The sequence below is a fragment of the Shewanella sp. 433 genome (assembly GCF_059338565.1).
Genome location: NZ_CM181703.1, coordinates 2,766,025 through 2,780,269, shown reverse-complemented (window position 1 = coordinate 2,780,269; position 14,245 = coordinate 2,766,025). Strand labels below are relative to the sequence as shown.

Here is a 14,245-nt window from a genome sequence, read left to right as displayed (position 1 = left end):
CTTGCAGCGTGAAGCAATTTTAATCAATTGAATCCATTTCTTTTAAGATACATATATTTATCGTTAATCGATATTTTTTGATTTATATATTACAGTACAGATAGCCTTGGTGTTAACCATGTTTTAGGGAGATAAAGTGAGCTATTTAATGATGGATCTGCTGTCGACAACCTTGTCTGAACAGGAGAATACCCAGTTACAGCATCCTATGGTCGGCGGGATAATTTTATTTAGCCGTAATTATCATGACCGGGCACAGTTATGTGAGCTGGTGGCCTCTATCCGAGCACTACAGCCCGATCTGTTAATTGCCGTTGACCATGAAGGTGGACGAGTACAACGCTTTATCGATGGTTTTAGCCGCATTCCTGCCATGGGCGACATCTTGCCAAAAGCCAATGGCGATATTGAGCAGGCTAGGCTGTGGGCTCGCGAGCTGGGTTTTTTAATGGCAGTAGAGCTATTGAGCTGTGATATTGACTTAAGCTTCGCGCCAGTGCTTGACCTTAATCGGATAAGTCAAGTGATCGGCACGCGTGCCTTTAGTGGCCACCCCCAAGAAGTGATCAGCTTAGCCGATGCCTTTATTGAGGGGATGAGCAGCGCAGGTATGGCTGCGGTAGGTAAACATTTTCCCGGACATGGTAGTGTCGCTGCAGACTCTCACATCGCCCAACCGGTGGACTCAAGATCAGAGCAAGAGATTAGACAGCTCGATATGCTGCCCTTTAAGCAGCTCATTGCCGAGCAACGATTGCAGGGGATTATGCCTGCCCACGTGATTTACGATAGCGTCGATCCTAATCCCGCCGGTTTTTCTCATTACTGGTTACAAGAAGTACTGCGTAGCGAGTTACAGTTTAATGGGGTGATCTTTTCTGATGATCTTGGCATGAAAGGGGCGGGGGTGGTCGGGGGGTATCGGCAGCGTGCCAAAGCCGCACTCGATGCGGGATGCGATATGATTTTAGTATGTAACGATAACCTAGGCGTCACCGAGTTGCTCAGCGATTTTAGTTGGCCAACTTGCTCGCCTAAGGCATCGGTTTCGCAATTACGCGCCGATCCGGTGCAAGTTGCGATCGCACTTCAAGATGAGGTTCGTTGGCATAAGGCTAAATTGCTAGCCGAGCAAATCGTATTGAACTAACTTTGATACAGCGCAAATAGTAGCAGTAGTAAGTTAGCTAAAGTTAATGTTCAATCTTTATCAATAGGTGACAGGATGATCCTCTATTTTCACGGCTTCGATGCAACCAGTCCGGGTAATCACGAAAAAATGCGTCAATTACAGTTTATTGATAATGATGTGCGTTTGGTCAGTTATAGTACTCTACATCCTAAGCATGATATGCAACACTTGTTACATGAAGTGAATCGCCAGTTACAAGTGTGTGACGATCCGCATCCTATTGCCATTGGTGTCGGCTTGGGTGCATATTGGGCTGAACGTATTGGCTTTTTAAATGGCATTAAAACGGTATTGATTAATCCCAATATTCATCCAGAAATTACCATGGTGGGAAAAATCGATCGCCCTGAGGAGTACGCTGATATCGCCAATAAGTGTGTGAGTCAATTTCGCGCTAAGCATCGTGGTAATGGTTTGTGTATTTTATCGCGCCATGATGAAGTGAATGATAACCAAGCAGTGGCCGCGGCGTTAAGCCCTTATTATGAAGTGTTGTGGGATGAAGAACAGCGCCACAAATTTGCCTCACTATCGGCTCACCTTGCGCGTATTAGTGATTTTAAGTTAGCTCCACCCGATTTTGGCTGAGCTTCATTTCGCTGAGCAACTTGGTTGCTCAGCGAAATGAATGTCATCTTATTTTTAATATGTGTTGGCTGAGTCATTTGGCTCTGGCAACGTCTTGCCTTAGAACATGGTTTTATTCAAGTTCATTTTAGTGCGACGTTTGCTCGGTATTTTTAACCTCCGTTTTTAAATCTTTCTTTTCCTCCTTAGTCATTAACCATTTAACTGTAGTGGTCAACTTTTTTGGCTACTGTTTACTCCAGCTTTCTTCATCAGTGGTTGATTGTTTTTTATCGGTAAGATGAGCGAAGCGTGTATTTAACATAGTTCAGGCTAAAATTTACGCTTATTAGTATATTTTCTTTATCTGGATATAGCGTTAATCACAGCTTTTGTGATACAAATTGATACATATTATTCTGTTTTGGGTTTAATCGCCCGTTCCTGTTTGCGTATGTCGCCCGATGCAGCTAACCACTTTATTAGTTAGCTGTTTTTTTTGCCTAAATTTTGCCCATCTTGAAACTTTAGGTTATCTTCAAAGGGGCAAGTGAGATTATATTTAACTGTCGGGTTGAGCAAATGAGGCATAAATGAAACGGGTATTACTGACGATATCGGGTAAAGTCCAAGGTGTTTGTTTTAGGCGCTATAGCCTGCAAAAAGCTAATGAATTTGGGCTGACAGGTTATGTGAAAAACCTCGATAATGGCGACGTTGCCGTGTTATTACAGGGAGGCAGTAATGCTGTCGATCGATTTATCGCTTGGAGTCATCAAGGGGCACCTCAATCTCTTGTTCAAGATGTGTTAGTGGAAGAAGATGAGGCTGATGATATCTACCTCGACTTTTCGATACATTGAGGCCGATGGGCTTTGCTTTGTGATCAAGCTCTATATGTTCGAGCCTTTAAAATAGATCAATACTTGTGTACAGAGCCCCCATGATCCAAAGAGAAGGTAGCAAGTTCACAGGTTAGTGATCTATTGAAACACTTTTGCGCAAAAGACTAACTCATCGATTACAAGCCATAATAGGTAGAGAGATAGACTAAAATAGCCTCGCGATCTTCAGCATTTAACTCATCCATTCCCTGCTCATCGATCATCCACTGCAACGTTTCATCCCAGCTTGCTTTGCTTAATCCTTGTTGTGCTACGAGGTGCAGCGAGTGACAAGCGGAGCAAACCGCAGCGACGAGATCCATGTTCTCTCCAGGTGTCAAAATACCATCTCCGGCTGATTTGACTGGTGAGCCAGATGCTTGCGTGGTCCAATTTGGCGGCACAGGGTTTTTAGTTGCTAGCCACGCTATGATTGCTGCGCGGGCACCAGGGTCTGTTACACCTGGAAATACCATCTTGGTACCGAGCGCAAATTCACTGGGTGACGCCAAAAACGCATCGAGCTTTGGCGCATTCCACTTTCCCTTAATTTGCTTTAAAGCATCACTGTAATTAAAGCCGTCGAAACTGGCGATGTTCCTGTCAGCCAAGCCCCATAACGGTGGCCCTATGACCTCGACACCGTTGGGAGAAAATTGATGGCATGATTTGCAAACCATAGCTTGTTGTTCACCGGCTAAAATCAACGCATCGTTTGCTGAAAGTGGTAAGCTAATCAACAAGTAAAATGAGAGCGGGAAAACCCGCTCAAATAGTTTTCTTTTATTCATTGCTATCAACCTTTAACCACTAATGCCACACGGTGAAAGGTATTATTAAGGTAGCCTTTCGGATTCCAAGCAATGGCAAATGGCTGGCTGATCCCATGATCATCGACAGCTTTAGCCCATACTTCATAGTATCCTGGTTGAGGGAACTTCACTTTAGTATTAAAAGTTTGCCAAGCACCTTCATTTGCTGGTGCGGCAAGTGAGGCATTGGTCCAAGTTGCGCCAAAGTCGATAGAAATTTGTACTTTATCAACCTTGCGATCGCCAGACCAAGCATGACCGCGCACTAAGACTTCGCTACCATAAACCTCGGTATTGGTTTGTGGCGAGGTGATCAGTGATTTGACTGGCATACGTTCGATAATCTCGAAATCTTCATTAGCGACTTTTTCACCCGGTGCAACAGGGCGATTAGGTACACGGTAAGCGGTACCGGTCATTTTAGGACCATCATGTATCTGATCTCTAATTTGAATACGTGTCAGCCACTTTTGTGAGCACGAGCCCGGCCAACCAGGCACGACTAAGCGAAGAGGTGCACCATTCATCGGGTGAAGTGGTTTTCCGTTTTGTTCAAAGGCGATAAGGTTTTCATTGCCCATGGCTTTTGTTATGGGGAGGCCCCGGGAGATGGGGAGTTTTCCCTCATCGCCAGAGAGGTGCTTATCGGCGCCGTAGTGAGCCGTATAAACTGCGCCATCCTTAACTCCAGCAGCCTTAAGCACATCAGCGAGTCGCACACCTGTCCAGCTCGAACATGCTACTGCCCCGTATGTCCATTGATTACCTTTGGCTTTGGGTTCAAAGAAAGCACGGCCATTACCACCACACTCCACTAATAGCTGTTGTTCTACTACATCGAAATTCTGCTTGAGATCATTGATGCTGAGTGTCAAAGGCTTATCGACCAATCCATTAATGGTTAAGGTCCAGCGTTCGGCGTTGACCGCAGTCGGTGGAATACCGTTGTTGCGAATAAAATGGCGTGAGGTTGGGGTGATGTCGTCATTCAACAGGTGAGGTGGCGTCTCTGCGTTCATCGGCCTGTCGTTGAGTACTGTCAGACCCTCTTTTCCTTCAATCACTACATCATCGAGGCCTTCTGCAAACGCCGCAGGGATCATACCTGCTGGCATGTTGCGATGAAAGGGGATAGCTCCTCCCAGTACTGCCGCCATCGTCGCCAGACCTGCTCCTTTCAAAAAACCGCGGCGGTCGGGATAGCTGACTCTACCGAAGATTTTTTCATCGGCTGATTCAGGATTTTTCGCGTAATACTCGAAGATACCTTTGCGCTTTTTTTGCTTTCTGTCATCCATATTAAGGTTCCTTTTTAGTCAACGTCTAAGCGGCACGCGTTTATTGAAAGTCAGGTGAGTCGGTTTCAATAACATACGATCCAATGATGCTGCTAACTTGTAATATTAGTTGACTATATGGCCTTAACAAGATTGATTGCTAAAAATGCTTTAGTAAAACGGCAATGGATGTTTGCTGAAAATAGCTGATTTTTTAATTGTCCGATTGCTATGCATTCGGTCTGATAGAAAGGGGAGAAATTACGGCAGTGAAAACCTTTTTTGTATGAATATGGCCGAAGGTGATACCCATTGCATTGCTATCATGATGTAACAGTTTGCTGCAAGAGTGTAGATAACGCTAACTACTAGCGTTATCTATCAAAGTCTTACTTTAATACGATAAAGTCTGATGAACACTGTTACTTGCTTGTTCTAGGGTATCTTTTGCTGGCATTGGCGAGGTGGTATCGAGCATTACCCCCAGCTGTTTTAAGGTATCAGCGCTGATCTCGCTCGGGTGAGTCATTTTTCTGATTTGTAAAATAATGCCCATATTGGGGTGATCAAAGTAATGAATTTCATCACTTTTAACACGTCTATTTTGCGCCATCCAGATCTTAAATAGATAGGGGACCTTGGTACCAGCGTTATTGGCGAGCAGGCCGTCAGCGGTTTGTGCTGGCAATACTTTGGTGCCTTCTTCGCGAAGCGTTAGCGCGGTTTCAACATATAGGTAATGGTTAAGATAGATATTGATCTTTCCATCGAGTTGCCACAATGGCGCAGGAGTGGTGGTTGGATTGAGGCCAAGATCGAAATTAAATTCAGGGATCTCACTTGGTGCCATCTGCTGGGATATCGACATGCCATCGGGATAATAACGGCCTGAAAAGTCTTCACCAGCAAACAAACGAACAGGGGTAGCTAAATGGCGCGGCAGCATCGACTGTTGCCAGGTCATGTGCAGTAAACCGCGATGGCCTGACTCTCGATTGAGCTTCTTGATGATGTCGCCAAATTGCGCCTGAGATTCAGCCAGTAATACCGTTGACTGGCCCACTTTGGCATACTGAGGTGTGCTGGCGGCGACCGTCATCGGGATGCGACTGGGATGACTGACTTGGCTCGATTTCAGTTGCTGATCACATCTATTGGCATCGTCGATCCACTCTTGGGCGCTGCAGCCTTCAAGCCCAAGGCTCGCACCGGTAATATTGGTACTAAACAGTGGCGTTATCATGTCTATAGGCGCGCGTTTATTGATATTGGCCGGGTTTTTAACCATCTCTTCAAATGGCGTGCCTTGGCGCTCAAATAGGTAAATCTCTACTTCAAACCAGCGCTCATCGGCGGCCAATACTGAACTGGAAAGGGTGAGCAGTGTGGTGACCAATAATAGACTTTGTTTAAGCACGTGGTTCTCCAAGGCGGTGTTGCATCAGTTGCGAGATCAGCAATGACAGTAAGGCTAATCGCTCTTTATCGGTTTCTGTTGGCATGATGAATTTTAACTTACTTGGTCCATCCATACGATAATTTTGTGGTTGGCTCTGCAGCAGGCCGATGATAAAGCCCGGGTCAACAATATGATCGTCTCTAAATTCAAGGCTGCCGCCTTTGGCGTGCATCTCGATTTTTGCGATACCAAGGGTCGTGGCTTGATGTTTATAAAGGGTCAGCTCGAGTAAGTTTTTGGCGGGTTGTGGCAGCAGACCAAAGCGGTCGATCAGTTCCACTTTTAACTCATCGAGGGCGTTTTCATTACTGCAGTTGGCAATGCGCTTATACAGCGATAAGCGAATATTGACATCATGCACATAATCTTCAGGCAGCAGGGCTGGTATGCGTAGGTCGACCTCACACTGGCCTCTAAGCATCTGCTCTAGTGACGGCTCTTTGCCCTCTTTAAGCGACTTGACGGCATCTTCTAACATTTCCATGTAGAGGGTAAAGCCAATTTTAGATATGTGGCCGCTCTGTTCATCGCCCAGTAGTTCTCCTGCGCCGCGGATCTCTAAGTCTTGGGTGGCGAGCATAAAGCCTGCGCCGAGATCTTCCAGTGCGCCAATGGCTTCAAGCCGTTTTCTGGCATCTTTGGTCATGCGTTTGGGGTGCGGTGTCATCAAATAAGCATAGGCTTGATGGTGCGAACGTCCCACACGGCCCCGCAGTTGATGCAACTGTGCCAAGCCAAAATGATCGGCGCGCTCAATCACAATGGTGTTCGCGCTGGGCACATCGATACCGGTTTCGATAATCGTGGTGCACACTAGCACGTTGTATTTTTGGTGATAAAAGTCAGACATGACTTTTTCGAGTTCACGCTCGCGCATCTGACCATGGGCGGTGATCACCCGAGCTTCTGGCAACAGGAGTTCTAATTCTCGCGCGCGCTTTTCAATCGTTTCGACATTGTTATGCAGAAAATAGACCTGACCCCCACGCAAGATCTCACGCAGTAGCGCTTCGCGCACAGTTGCTTCATCGTATTCACGCACAAAGGTTTTTACTGCTAAGCGCTTAGCTGGCGGGGTGGCGATAATCGACAGATCTCGCATGCCCGACATGGCCATATTCAGGGTGCGGGGGATGGGCGTAGCGGTTAGGGTAAGAATATCGATATTGGCCCTAAGGGCTTTGATTTTTTCTTTTTGTCTTACACCAAAACGGTGCTCTTCATCGATGATGAGCAGGCCTAAATTGTCAAATTTAGCATCGGTTTGCAGCAACTTATGGGTGCCAATGACGATATCCACTTGGCCATTGCTCAGTTGCTCGAGAATGGCCTGTTGCTCTTTGACCGTTTTAAAGCGCGATAGCACTTCAATTTTAATCGGCCAATCGGCAAACCTGTCTTTAAAGTTTTCGTAATGTTGCTGGGCAAGCAGGGTGGTGGGTACCAGTATGGCAACCTGCTTGTTGTCATTCACGGCGACAAAGGCGGCGCGCATGGCGACTTCGGTTTTACCAAAGCCAACATCACCACACACCAAGCGGTCCATAGAGATAGGCGAGCACATATCGTTGAGTACCGCTTCGATAGCCGTTTCTTGGTCGACGGTCTCCTCAAACGGAAAACTGCCAGCAAACTGTGCATACTCTTCTTTGTCGAGTTTACAGGCGGTGCCGGGCCTAGCTTGGCGTCTGGCGTAAACATCTAATAGCTCGGCGGCCACATCGCGGATTTTTTCGATAGCCTTGCGTTTTGCCTTGGTCCAGCTTTCGTTACCTAGCTTATTAAGGTGAGCCTCATCATCGGGGCCGACGCTGTAGCGGCTAATCAGATTGAGTGACGCCACAGGCACATAAAGTTTATCGCCACCCGCGTACTCGAGTTTTAGGTACTCTGCAACTAAGCCGCCGGTGTCTAAGGTTTCGAGGCCTTGATACAAGGCCACACCATGATCTAAGTGCACTATGGGTTGGCCAACTTTGAGTTCGGCTAAATCTTTAATCAGTGCATCGCTGCTAATTTGGCGCTGTTTATCGCGGCGGCGTTGCTGTGAAATCCGTTGGCCAAACAGCTCAGTTTCGCATACCAATGCCCAGCGTTTATCTTTTTTGTCGCTAATAATCGCGCCCTGAGACAAGGGTGAGACAATCAAGCCAAAGGCAACAGGTTGGTTGACATATTCATAAAAATGCTCAAACAGCGTGGGCTTGATGTTTATTTTGGCCAGCAGTTCTAGTAAGGCTTCTCGGCGTCCTTCAGATTCAGCACAAAACAGTATCGGCATGCCCGATTGCACATATTGCTGCAGCGCCAATAGTGGTTGCTTTAATTTATGGTTGGAGGCGATATCGGGTAAGGCTTCAACCTTGGCAGCAATACTGGTGCCTTGATAATCAGTGCCTTTACATAAAATGCGGGGCAGACGTTTGAAGGCTTCAAAAACTTGCTCTGTTAACAGGTATAAGTCTTTAGGCGGCAGTAGTGGCCTTAAAGGATCGACACGGCGATTTTCATAGCGCTGGCTGACCTCATTTAAATGGGTCTTGGCGGCGGTATCTAAGTCACCAATGCCCACTAATTGGGTATGCTCTGGCAGATAATCAAACAGTGTGGCCGTTTCATCGAAAAATAGCGGTAAATAGCTTTCAATGCCTGCGGGCATCACTTTTCGGCTGACCATTTGGTAAACCGATTCGGGCTCTTTAACCACAACCTCAAATTGACGGCGATAGCGCTGACGAAACCCTTCGATAGCGGCATCATCGGTGGGAAACTCTTTGGCTGGCAATAGTCGAATGGCGTCAATTTCACCGCTGGAGCGTTGGGTCTCTGGGTCAAATTGGCGAATAGACTCTACTTCGTCGTCAAACAGTTCGATACGGTAAGGGTGGTTCGATCCCATAGGGAAGATATCGATAATAGAGCCGCGCACTGCAAATTCGCCGTGTTCGTAGACCTGTTCGACCAGTTGATAGCCAGTGTTTACCAACTGTTGACGCACCTGTTGCAGCTGATACGTATCGCCTTTATTGAGCAATAGCACGTTACCGGTTAAAAACGACTGCGGCGGTAATCGCACCATCAGGGTGCTAATGGGCACAATCACCACACTCTTCTTCGCGCTGGGTATACGTGACAGCGTTTCTAGGCGTTGGGAAACCAAATCTTGATGGGGTGAAAAGCTGTCGTAAGGCAAGGTTTCGCGGTCGGGAAACAGCAACACAGGTATCGATTTCGCGCCCAGTAAATAGTGAAGCTCAGTGTCGAGTTGCAAGGCGCTGGGCGTATCGTGAGTGACCACTAAGGTTAAGCCATCATGGGCATCACAAATATTGGCTAGTGTGATGGCCTGAGCGGCGCCATGCAAGTGGCTCAGTGTTTGCGGCGTTTTAACCCCTTTGACTTTCGGGGGTGTTAAGACTGAAAAAGCATTCATTGGGATGAGACTAGTGGCCAAAAATCGACAAAGATGCCCGACATTGTAGAGGCTTAGTCTCGCTAGTGCCAGTGAAAACTAGGGGGCGGTTTGATTGTCTTTTTTCCGTTGTTGTAACTGTTTTTGTTGCACATTAAGGCTGGCTTTGACCAATTGTTCAATATCTTCATCGAGGATTTGGCTAAAGCTTAAGTCACAGAGAAAGCCGTTATCTTGGTCATCATTGCCGGCAATGGGGGCGCAAGCGGTGCATTGCGCCATGCACAACATCGAAATCAATGCCTCTTTTATGTGTAGCGTGACCCTATATTGACGCCCCACAAGTAAAGGCTGATCACTGATGACCCGAATGCCACTGCCGCCAAAACACTCTCCAAGGCATTTATCACCTTCATAGATTTGTTGTTCAAGCACATGTTGCAATACTAAATCGATTTTACGCGATTGCAGTTTTAAGTATTCGACTACGGTACGGGCGTCGTCATCGAGATTTCTCAGCTGTAATAAACAGCCCGCTTCCATGGTTTTTACTTCGCTGATAAGTTGCAGCCCTAGGGGCAACATCGCTTTGAGTTGGCTCTCTGAGGGAAGAGGCTGATCCTCTGGCCACGCCGACAGGTATACTGAAAACCTGTGCTTGACGCTAAAAAAGGAGTTTGAGTCGGTGTTCACAGGATTGCCTCTTGTTTTTATAGTGCTATTACCCCTATTATCGTGCGCATCTCAATGATTTATCAAGGCTCCTGAGCAAAGAGACCCAGCGAAACATGAATTTAGCGTTATCTTGGACCATAGGTTACCGATATTGGCGTGCACGCAAAGCCAACTCCTTCGCCTCTTTTATTACCCTTTTTGCCGTGTCAGGCATTGTACTTGGTGTGGCAGCGCTGATCATTGTCAGCTCTGTGATGAATGGCCTCGAAGGTCAATTAAAACAGCGTATTTTAGGCGCAGTGCCGCAGTTAACCGTGTATAGCGAACATGATATAGCGCAGTGGCAACAGACTGCGGCTAAGCTAATGCAACTTGATGATGTGGTCGCGGTGAGCCCCAGTATCTCGACTCAGGCGATGCTGCAGTCGCCGAGCAACATCAGCGCGGTGCAAATCTATGGCATCTACCCCGAAATAGAACAACAAAATGTGGCCCTGATGAATCCCCGTTTTCATCGCTCATTAGCGGTATTAACGCCGGGCGATTACCAAATTGTGCTGGGCGCCGAATTGGCTCGCCGTTTAAGCGTTTCTCCAGGTGATAAAGTCAGGGTGCTCAGTGGCGATGGCGTGGTTTATTCCCCCTTAGGACCAGTGCCAAGCCAGCGTAATTTTTATGTGGCGGGCGTGTTTGAGATGGGCTCGCAAGTCGATGCTAATTTGGCCTATGTACACCATGACGATGCCCAGCGCTTGATGCGTCAACAAGCTGGTGAGATCAAACAGTTAAGGTTATATCTGCGTGACCCATTTAACGCTTCGACTCTTCAACCACAAGTGGTGGCGGCTTTTGCCGAGGATGGCGTTAGCGTCACCACCTCTGATTGGCGCGATAATTATGGCCATCTGTTTTCGGCGGTGAAGATGGAAAAAAATATGATGTCGTTAATGCTTAGCCTTATCATCGCGGTCGCGGCGTTTAATATTGTGTCGGCTTTAGTGATGATGGTGGTTGATAAAACCACCGATGTAGCCGTGCTAAAAACCCAAGGGTTACCCACCGCCAGTGTGATGGGCATTTTTATGATCCAAGGCTCGCTCAATGCGATATTAGGCTTAGTGGGCGGGGTATTATTGGGGGTACTTATCACCCTTAACCTTAATAGCATTATGTCGAGTTTAGGCATCTCCATCTTAGGAGCAGGTCAGTCGTTGCCAGTGCAGTTAGCCCTATCGCAGCTGAGTGCGATTGTGATTGGCACCTTGTTAATCACCTTTTTAGCCACGGTTTATCCAGCATTACGCGCGGCCAATGTTCAACCCGCCAGCGCATTAAGGTATGAATAGTAATATGACACAACAGCAAGACAAGAACTTATTGTTACAAGTTAACCATGTCAGTAAAGGCTACCATGAAGGCAGCATCGACACCCAAGTGCTGCAAGGTGTTAATCTCGATGTGTATCGCGGTGAGCAGCTCGCCATTGTGGGCACATCGGGCTCGGGCAAGAGCACCTTGCTGCATATCATGGGCACGTTAGATCAACCCAGTAGCGGTACAGTGACCCTGCTTGGTGAAGATTTATATCAGCTTTCGGCGGCGCGCCAGGCTAAGGTGCGTAATCAAGATTTAGGTTTTATCTATCAGTTTCATCACCTGCTGCCTGAGTTTACCGCGTTAGAGAATGTGGCGATGCCCGGGCTGATTCAGGGACGCCCCCGTCAAGAGGTCGAGCAGCAAGCTAAGGCATTACTGGAACGAGTCGGCTTAAGTCATCGATTGCAGCACACTCCCAGCGAAATGTCAGGTGGTGAGCGGCAACGCACCGCCATTGCTCGCGCCTTGATTAATCAACCCAAATTAGTATTAGCCGATGAGCCCACGGGTAACCTAGATGCGGCCAGCGGTGAGGCTGTCTACCAACTTATACGCGAGCTGGGTAGCCAGTTTGGTACCGCATTTGTGGTGGTGACTCACGATCCTAAACTGGCTGAGCGCATGGACAGGCAACTGCAAATGCAAGATGGTTTACTTTATGAGCAAAATCAGCCGCTAAGTGTGGAGAAATCATGAGTCAGATGCTCTCCTTGTGGGTTGGTTGGCGGTTTTACCGTGCGCGTCAATCGAATCGGTTTATCAGTTTTATCTCTTTTGCCTCAACAGCCGGCATCGCCTTAGGGGTGGCGGTATTGATCACTGTGTTGTCGGCAATGAATGGCTTTGAGCGTGAATTAGAACAACGTTTGCTGGGCGTCGTGCCCCATGGGGAATTGACCGGGGTCAATGAACCTATTCGTGATTGGCCACAAATCGCCCAAGATGCGCAGCAGATCGCCGGGATAGTTGCCACTGCGCCTTTTGTACGTTTACAAGGCTTAATTCAAAAGCCGGGCGGATTCCAGGGTCTCACCGTGATCGGTATTGAGCCAAGCCTTGAGTCGAAGGTGTCTAATATTGCCCACTATATGAGCCGACAAAGTTGGCAGTCACTGCAGCAAACGGGTAATAATATTGTGCTGGGCCGTGGGCTTGCCGACAGTTTATCGCTGCAAGTAGGTGATAGTTTAAGCCTTTACACCCCAAATTTGAGTGCGAAACCAAATGAGACTAAACGCATCAGTGCGGCCAAAAGCCATCGATTTGTGGTGTCGGGCATTTTTGAAATTGGCGGCGAATTAGATCTAACTACCGCCTATATACCGCTGCAATATGGTGCGACCATTTTAGGGCTTGCTGACGGGGTGAGTGGCGTGCGCATTAAAGTGGATGACGTATTTGCCGCGCCAAGTTTGATCCGCAGCCTTGGTTACAGCCAGCAGCAATATATGTACCTTTCCGACTGGACCCGAACCCAAGGGCATCTTTATCAAGATATTCAGTTGGTTAGAGCTATAATGTATTTAGTGCTTGCCTTAGTGATCGCGGTGGCCTGTTTTAATATCGTCTCGACCTTGGTGATGGCGGTGCGCGATAAACAGTCTGAAATTGCCATTTTGCTGACCATGGGAATGGCTAAAGCCACGGTAATGGGGATATTTATTGTGCAAGGGGCGTTAAATGGCATGCTTGGCTGCCTCATTGGCGGGGTGTTAGGCGTCACTATTGCACTGAATTTAAGCGCGATAGCCAGCAGCATTGAGCAGCTCTTAGGCATACAACTGCTGTCAGCCGATATCTATTTTATTGATTTTTTACCCTCGCAGCTGTATTGGCCTGACGTGGCGATGGTGATCGCTTTAGCCTTGGTAATGAGCCTTATTTCGACCCTCTATCCGGCGTGGAAAGCCAGCCGCATCCACCCAGCGCAGGCTCTTGCTGGGCGTTGAGTTTAAGGTCAACATGTAAAGATAAAACTAAAGGCATTGGTGCAATTAAGTACCAATGCCTTATTTTTTGCTGGTGCTTGGTATGCTGCGGTTTATCATGCTTATCGCTCAATACTGTCGTTTCTTTCGCTTCCATTTGAATAAAATCGAGTATTTCCACAAGTTGTGAACCACAAAGTACCCTAAGGTGGCAAAAATGATCGCAAATGCCAGGCATCCCACTAGAAAGGGCGGGCCTATGGTTGAAAGTGACGCTTCAATCCATTGCCAGTTGGCTTGAAAGGCAAACTCTTGCGGTGGATGATTGAGTAATGTAGTACCAAAGAGGTAAGCGGCATAAAACATAAAGGGCATGGTAATGGGGTTGGTGACCCAGACTAAGGCCACGGCGACGGGCAGGTTACAATTGAATATGATGGCTAACGCTGCCGCTAATACCATTTGAAAGGGCATAGGAACCCATGCGACAAACAGACCTACGGCAAATGCCATTGGGGCCGAGCGCCGATTAAGCGCCCATAAGTTGGGTTTATGCAACAACTTCCCAAACATCTGCAAGTGTTTATGATTTCGCAGTGTTTCTGGTTTTGGCATAAATCTTTCGATGATTTTTTTTGGCATAGCTTAGGTTTGCAGTCTTA

At 47.4% G+C, this 14,245-nt stretch carries 12 protein-coding genes; 6 read left to right on the top strand and 6 right to left on the bottom strand.

Going from position 1 to position 14,245, the window contains the following annotated elements:
• Positions 1-136 precede the first annotated feature (136 nt).
• The 3 genes from nagZ to AC5YB1_RS12190 all read left to right on the top strand — a co-directional run bounded on the left by nagZ (position 137) and on the right by AC5YB1_RS12190 (position 2,622).
• The gene (gene nagZ, locus AC5YB1_RS12200; RefSeq protein ID WP_494519403.1) at positions 137-1,150 is read left to right on the top strand and encodes a beta-N-acetylhexosaminidase; all 1,014 of its coding nucleotides are present in this window, start codon (positions 137-139) and stop codon (positions 1,148-1,150) included.
• Positions 1,151-1,225: 75 nt separating this feature from the next.
• A complete protein-coding gene (ycfP, locus tag AC5YB1_RS12195) occupies positions 1,226-1,780 on the top strand; it encodes an alpha/beta hydrolase YcfP (RefSeq protein ID WP_494519402.1) in 555 nt (184 codons plus the stop codon).
• A gap of 572 nt (positions 1,781-2,352) precedes the next feature.
• A complete protein-coding gene (locus AC5YB1_RS12190; protein WP_494519401.1) occupies positions 2,353-2,622 on the top strand; it encodes an acylphosphatase in 270 nt (89 codons plus the stop codon).
• A 158-nt stretch (positions 2,623-2,780) separates the two neighbouring features.
• Here AC5YB1_RS12190 and AC5YB1_RS12185 read toward each other — a convergent pair whose 3' ends face one another.
• From AC5YB1_RS12185 to AC5YB1_RS12165, 5 genes are all read right to left on the bottom strand, one after another.
• Complete coding sequence (locus tag AC5YB1_RS12185) at positions 2,781-3,434, bottom strand: c-type cytochrome (RefSeq protein WP_494519400.1); 654 nt, start codon at positions 3,432-3,434, stop codon at positions 2,781-2,783.
• A 5-nt stretch (positions 3,435-3,439) separates the two neighbouring features.
• The gene (locus AC5YB1_RS12180) at positions 3,440-4,753 is read right to left on the bottom strand and encodes a molybdopterin-dependent oxidoreductase (RefSeq protein ID WP_494519399.1); all 1,314 of its coding nucleotides are present in this window, start codon (positions 4,751-4,753) and stop codon (positions 3,440-3,442) included.
• 373 nt (positions 4,754-5,126) lie between these two features.
• On the bottom strand, positions 5,127-6,149 hold the full coding sequence (locus tag AC5YB1_RS12175) for a peptidoglycan binding protein CsiV (protein ID WP_494519398.1): 1,023 nt from the start codon (positions 6,147-6,149) through the stop codon (positions 5,127-5,129).
• Positions 6,142-9,624 carry a transcription-repair coupling factor gene (mfd, locus tag AC5YB1_RS12170; RefSeq protein ID WP_494519397.1) on the bottom strand — a complete coding sequence of 1,161 codons (3,483 nt, stop codon included), beginning with the start codon at positions 9,622-9,624 and terminating at the stop codon, positions 6,142-6,144. Before mfd ends, AC5YB1_RS12175 begins: the two co-directional genes overlap by 8 nt.
• 78 nt (positions 9,625-9,702) lie before the next feature.
• Positions 9,703-10,296, bottom strand: a complete 594-nt coding sequence (locus AC5YB1_RS12165) for a hypothetical protein (RefSeq protein WP_494519396.1) — start codon at positions 10,294-10,296, stop codon at positions 9,703-9,705.
• A 95-nt stretch (positions 10,297-10,391) separates the two neighbouring features.
• On the opposite strand from AC5YB1_RS12165, the gene AC5YB1_RS12160 reads away from it, so the two are divergent.
• Genes AC5YB1_RS12160 through lolE form a run of 3 tightly spaced genes read left to right on the top strand, consistent with a single transcriptional unit; the run spans position 10,392 to position 13,604 of the window.
• The gene (locus tag AC5YB1_RS12160) at positions 10,392-11,624 is read left to right on the top strand and encodes a lipoprotein-releasing ABC transporter permease subunit (protein WP_494519395.1); all 1,233 of its coding nucleotides are present in this window, start codon (positions 10,392-10,394) and stop codon (positions 11,622-11,624) included.
• 4 nt (positions 11,625-11,628) lie between these two features.
• A complete protein-coding gene (lolD, locus tag AC5YB1_RS12155; protein WP_494519394.1) occupies positions 11,629-12,351 on the top strand; it encodes a lipoprotein-releasing ABC transporter ATP-binding protein LolD in 723 nt (240 codons plus the stop codon).
• On the top strand, positions 12,348-13,604 hold the full coding sequence (gene lolE, locus AC5YB1_RS12150; protein ID WP_494519393.1) for a lipoprotein-releasing ABC transporter permease subunit LolE: 1,257 nt from the start codon (positions 12,348-12,350) through the stop codon (positions 13,602-13,604). The genes lolD and lolE overlap by 4 nt, the downstream gene beginning before the upstream one ends.
• 108 nt (positions 13,605-13,712) lie before the next feature.
• Here the strand turns inward: lolE and AC5YB1_RS12145 are convergent, their stop codons facing one another.
• On the bottom strand, positions 13,713-14,225 hold the full coding sequence (locus AC5YB1_RS12145) for a DUF2062 domain-containing protein (protein ID WP_494519392.1): 513 nt from the start codon (positions 14,223-14,225) through the stop codon (positions 13,713-13,715).
• Positions 14,226-14,245: the final 20 nt, after the last annotated feature.

What these genes read in the sequence shown, in the direction of transcription:
- AC5YB1_RS12160 (WP_494519395.1), top strand. Translation starts at nt 10,392, where the DNA reads ATGAATTTAGCGTTATCTTGGACCATAGGTTACCGATATTGGCGTGCA.
- ycfP (WP_494519402.1), top strand. Translation starts at nt 1,226, where the DNA reads ATGATCCTCTATTTTCACGGCTTCGATGCAACCAGTCCGGGTAATCAC.
- AC5YB1_RS12190 (WP_494519401.1), top strand. Translation starts at nt 2,353, where the DNA reads ATGAAACGGGTATTACTGACGATATCGGGTAAAGTCCAAGGTGTTTGT.
- lolD (WP_494519394.1), top strand. Translation starts at nt 11,629, where the DNA reads ATGACACAACAGCAAGACAAGAACTTATTGTTACAAGTTAACCATGTC.
- AC5YB1_RS12145 (WP_494519392.1), bottom strand. Translation starts at nt 14,225, where the DNA reads ATGCCAAAAAAAATCATCGAAAGATTTATGCCAAAACCAGAAACACTG.
- lolE (WP_494519393.1), top strand. Translation starts at nt 12,348, where the DNA reads ATGAGTCAGATGCTCTCCTTGTGGGTTGGTTGGCGGTTTTACCGTGCG.
- AC5YB1_RS12180 (WP_494519399.1), bottom strand. Translation starts at nt 4,753, where the DNA reads ATGGATGACAGAAAGCAAAAAAAGCGCAAAGGTATCTTCGAGTATTAC.
- mfd (WP_494519397.1), bottom strand. Translation starts at nt 9,624, where the DNA reads ATGAATGCTTTTTCAGTCTTAACACCCCCGAAAGTCAAAGGGGTTAAA.
- AC5YB1_RS12185 (WP_494519400.1), bottom strand. Translation starts at nt 3,434, where the DNA reads ATGAATAAAAGAAAACTATTTGAGCGGGTTTTCCCGCTCTCATTTTAC.